5 protein-coding genes are annotated in these 4,189 nt (G+C 67.8%); 3 read left to right on the plus strand and 2 right to left on the minus strand.

Annotation, left to right across the window (positions count from 1 at the left end):
- Positions 1–224: 224 nt before the first annotated feature.
- Entirely contained in the window at positions 225–1,136 is a 912-nt protein-coding gene (gene hemC, locus AC1DJN_RS20950) for a hydroxymethylbilane synthase (protein WP_025877394.1), read from the plus strand.
- A 71-nt stretch (positions 1,137–1,207) separates the two neighbouring features.
- Here hemC and AC1DJN_RS20955 read toward each other — a convergent pair whose 3' ends face one another.
- The gene (locus AC1DJN_RS20955) at positions 1,208–1,984 is read right to left on the minus strand and encodes a DUF481 domain-containing protein (RefSeq protein WP_025877391.1); all 777 of its coding nucleotides are present in this window, start codon (positions 1,982–1,984) and stop codon (positions 1,208–1,210) included.
- A 107-nt stretch (positions 1,985–2,091) separates the two neighbouring features.
- Positions 2,092–2,694 carry a LolA family protein gene (locus AC1DJN_RS20960; protein ID WP_478040074.1) on the minus strand — a complete coding sequence of 201 codons (603 nt, stop codon included), beginning with the start codon at positions 2,692–2,694 and terminating at the stop codon, positions 2,092–2,094.
- An 81-nt stretch (positions 2,695–2,775) separates the two neighbouring features.
- Between AC1DJN_RS20960 and AC1DJN_RS20965 the strand changes: the two genes are divergently transcribed.
- Entirely contained in the window at positions 2,776–3,747 is a 972-nt protein-coding gene (locus AC1DJN_RS20965) for a helix-turn-helix transcriptional regulator (RefSeq protein WP_025877388.1), read from the plus strand.
- Between the two features lie 26 nt (positions 3,748–3,773).
- Positions 3,774–4,189 (plus strand): MetQ/NlpA family ABC transporter substrate-binding protein (locus AC1DJN_RS20970; RefSeq protein ID WP_478040076.1); only part of this gene is annotated, 416 nt, incomplete at its 3' end.

A 4,189-nucleotide genomic window follows, 5' to 3' on the forward strand; every position in this document is an offset into this window, starting at 1 on the left:
TCCGTGGCTGACGCACACGGAAACCGTCAGAGGCTGGGCGGGGTGGACTGCGTGGGGGTGTCCGCGGCATGGATGCCGCGGCCAAGCCCCCAGGGATGGGTTTACGGCGTCCCCCGCGCAGCCCACCCCGCCCGGCCAAGCACAGCTGTTGCTTGCACGACCACACCAGCCACGAGGGGCTCCGCCGTTGGCCGTATCCCGCCGATAGGCGCGATAATGAAAGGATGGAAACCGTCCGCATCGCCACCCGCAAGAGCCCGCTCGCCCTCTGGCAGAGCGAACACGTCGCCGACCGCCTGCGCCAGGCACATCCCGATCTGCACGTGGAACTGGTGCCGATGAGCACCCGCGGCGATGAAGTGCTTGACCGCTCGCTGGCGGCCATCGGTGGCAAGGGCCTGTTCCTCAAGGAACTGGAGCTGGCCATGCTGCGTGGCGAGGCCGACTGCGCGGTGCACTCGTTGAAGGATGTGCCGATGGAACTGGATGCGCCGTTCGCGCTGCCGGCAATGCTGACCCGCCACGATCCGGCCGATGGTTTCGTCTCCAACCTGTATGCCTCGCTGGATGCACTGCCGATCGGTGCGCGCGTCGGTACCTCGTCACTGCGCCGCCAGGCCCAGCTGCGTGCGCTGCGCCCGGACCTGGAGCTGCTGGACCTGCGCGGCAACGTCAACACCCGTCTGGCCAAGCTCGACAACGGCGGCTACGACGCCATCGTGCTGGCCGTGGCCGGGCTGGAACGGCTGGGCCTGGGCAATCGCATCGTCGCCCGCCTGCAGCCGCCGCAGTGGTTGCCGGCGCCGGCGCAGGGCGCGGTGGCGGTGGAGTGCGATGGCGGCAATGCCGCGCTGATGGCGCTGTTTGCAGGCCTGGATGACGCCGCCACGCGCGCCTGTGTAGAAGCGGAGCGGGCGATGAACCGCGCGCTGCATGGCAGCTGCCATGTGCCGGTGGCGGCGATCGCGCAGTGGCAGGGCCAGGACCTGCACCTGCAGGGGCTGGTCGGCAGCGCCAGTGACGGCCGCGCGGTGCGTGCCGACGCCGTGGGCCCGGCCAGCGACCCGGAAGTGCTGGGCCAGCGCGTGGCGAAGATGCTGCTGGATGCGGGTGCTGGCGAGCTGTTGAACGTCTGAGCCACCGCAGGTAATGCCGGCCAGCGGCCGGCACTACCAAAAGCAGAACGGGCGCCAGGCGCCCGTTTCGCTTATTTGAACTTGTAGACCACGTTCATCGTGGTCAGCGTATCGGTCTTGCGCTTGTCCTCGGCGACGTCGCTGTTGTAACGCGCCTGCCAGCCGGCCTTCAGCGCCAGGTGCTCGTTCATGCTCACCGAGACACCAAAATCGTTCTGGCCGAAGGTGTTGTACGAACCCGATTCGACCAGCAGCGTGTTGATCAGGTCGGTGTTGTCGGTCAGCGAGTACTTCAGGTCGAACAGGCCGCGACCGATCAGGCCGGTGCGGGTGCGGTCGTCCTCGGTGCTGTGGGTGCGGCGCACACCGGGGCCGATCTGCGCATCGAACGAGAAACGCTCGGTGTTCCACAGCCGGGTGCCGTAACCCAGACCGAACGAGCTCTGCCGGTCGTAGGTGGCGAAGTCATCACGCTCGGTACGTACCGTGGCCGTCAGCTGGCGATGTTCGCCCAGCTGCAGCGCGCTGCCTGCACTGCCGGTGTAGCGGTTGGCGGTGGTGTTGTTGCGGCGCGTGGTGGTGCCGTCGTCGCTGGTTTCGGTCACCTTGGAGCTGGAGCGCAGGCCGAACAGGTCCATGCTGTGCACCCAGTCGCCATCGGTGTAGCGCAGGCGCAGGCGGCCGTTGAAGCTCTCGGTGCTGCTGTTGCCACGTGCCGACGCGAAGCCGAGTTCGCCACCACTGCCGCTCCACGGCGAGGACATCGCCGCCAGTTCGGAGGCATCCTGCGCATACGCCAGCGGGGCGCAGAGCAGCAAGGGGACCAGCAGGGACACGCGCAGGGACATCGAGGCTTCTCCGAAGCGGTTGGCAGCCGGTGATGATACTGGAAGCGTGATGACCGTCCGAATCGCCCGTCCCGCCTGCTTCAGCAGGCGTTGTCGGCCAGGCCCATTCAGGGCAGGTCGACCTGCAGGGCAGGATCGTTGAAGCGCGAGTACCGCAGCCGCAGCTGGAAGGGCTTGCCGTTGTTGTGGCCGCTGCGCACGATCTGCCGCGGCAGGCCCTGCGCATCCACCCAGTACTCCAGGCGCTCACCGGCCGTGGCGCCACGCAGGCGGTAGTGGCGGGTGCTGACGCCGTCCAGCGTCTRCTCGCCCAGGTCTTCGGCCTGCAGGGCCTGTGCGGGGATATCGGCAGGCAGCGGGCTGCGCCATTGCTCCAGCAGCCCCGGCGGGGTCGGCACCTGGCGGATCGCATCGTCGGCCTGCAGGAACATGGTGTCGCCGATGATCACCTGTGGTCCGGCAGGGGTCTGTACCCGGAACCGGTCCGGGGCGACGAAGTCCATCGCGGTACGCACCGGCTGCTGCGCGCCCAGCACCTCCAGCTCGGCATGGAAGCTGCGCAGGGCGGCAAAGCGCTGGCTGGCAGACAGCACCGCCTGCGCCGGATCGGCAGCGGGGACGGGCGTCGCAGCGTCGGTGGGCGCCGGTGCGCGGTCGCAGGCGGCCAGCAGCAGGCAGGCCAGCAGGGGCAGGACAGACAACCGGCGCATCGGGCGCTCCACGGGGCAGGGGGCGCCCACGATAGCCCAATCGTCCGCCACAACGCCCGAGACTCGGACATAATCGGGGGCATGGACCGATACGAACGCATCACCGCCCTGCATCGTCTGCTCAAGTCCGCACGCTATCCGGTGACGGTGGCGACCCTGCAGGACAAGCTCGGTTGCTCCCGGGCCACCGTCTACCGCGACCTGGCGTTCCTGCGCGATGCGCTGATGGCGCCGATCGAGGGCGATGGCGAGGCCGGCTTCCGCTACCTGGCCGACGAGAGCGACCGCTTCGAGCTGCCCGGCCTGTGGCTGAGCTCGGAGGAGCTGCACGCCCTGCTGGCCTCGCAGCACCTGCTGGCCCGTACCGGCGGCGGCGTGCTGTCTTCGGTGCTGGCGCCGCTGCAGCAGCGCATCGAGAGCCTGCTGGCCGCCCAGGCCGGTGTTTCCAGCTGGCCGGTGGATCGGGTGCGGGTGATTCCGCACCGTGGCCGCAAGTTCGATGAAGCCAGCTTCCGTTCGGTGGCCTCGGCGGTGCTGGAGCGCAAGCAGCTGGGCTTTGAGTACCGCGCCCGCTCGACCGACGAAGCGACCAAGCGCACCGTATCGCCGCAACGGCTGACCCATTACCGCGACAACTGGTACCTGGACGGCTGGGACCATGATCGCGAGGCCCTGCGCAGCTTCGCGGTGGACCGCATCTACAAGGCGCGGGTGATCGACAGCACCGCCCGCGATGTCGCCGACAGCGAACTGGACGAGCAGCTCGGCGCCAGCTACGGCATCTTCTCCGGTGCGCCCAAGGGCTGGGCAACCATCCTGTTCAGTGCCAAGGCCGCGCGCTGGGTGGCCGACGAGCACTGGCACTCCAAGCAGCAGGGACGCTTCCTCGCCGATGGCCGCTACGAATTGAAAGTGCCCTACAGCGTGTCGCGCGAACTGTTGATGGACGTGTTGCATTACGGGTCCGATGCCGAGATCGTCGAGCCGATGATGCTGCGCGAGCAGGCCAAGGCACTGCTGGAACTGGCCCTGACCAACTACGAAAAATCCTGACACCTCCCCCGAGATCGATTGCGCCCATGAAGAAGACCCTGTTGCTGCCCCTGTTCGCCGCTGCGCTGGCCCTGACCGCCTGCGGCAAGTCCGGTGAGCCTTCGCAGAAGCTGGTGGTGGCCGCCACCGCCGTGCCGCACGCCGAGATCCTGGAAGTGGTCAAGCCGATCCTCAAGCAGGAAGGCGTGGAGCTGGACGTGCGCGTGTTCAACGACTACGTGCAGCCCAACGACCAGCTGGTGCAGAAGCAGGTGGATGCCAACTACTTCCAGACCGAACCGTACCTGGACGCCTACAACCGTGATCGCAAGACCGACCTGACCAAGGTGGTGGGCGTGCACATCGAGCCGTTCGGTGCCTACTCGCGCAAGATCAAGTCGCTGGCCGAACTGCGTGAAGGGGCCGATGTGGTGATCCCCAACGACCCCAGCAACAACAGCCG

The sequence above is a fragment of the Stenotrophomonas sp. 05L414_2 genome (assembly GCF_056397905.1).

Bases quoted from the DNA above. Each gene is read 5' to 3' on its own strand.
- hemC (WP_025877394.1), top strand. From the start codon at position 225: ATGGAAACCGTCCGCATCGCCACCCGCAAGAGCCCGCTCGCCCTCTGG.
- AC1DJN_RS20965 (WP_025877388.1), top strand. From the start codon at position 2,776: ATGGACCGATACGAACGCATCACCGCCCTGCATCGTCTGCTCAAGTCC.
- AC1DJN_RS20955 (WP_025877391.1), bottom strand. From the start codon at position 1,984: ATGTCCCTGCGCGTGTCCCTGCTGGTCCCCTTGCTGCTCTGCGCCCCG.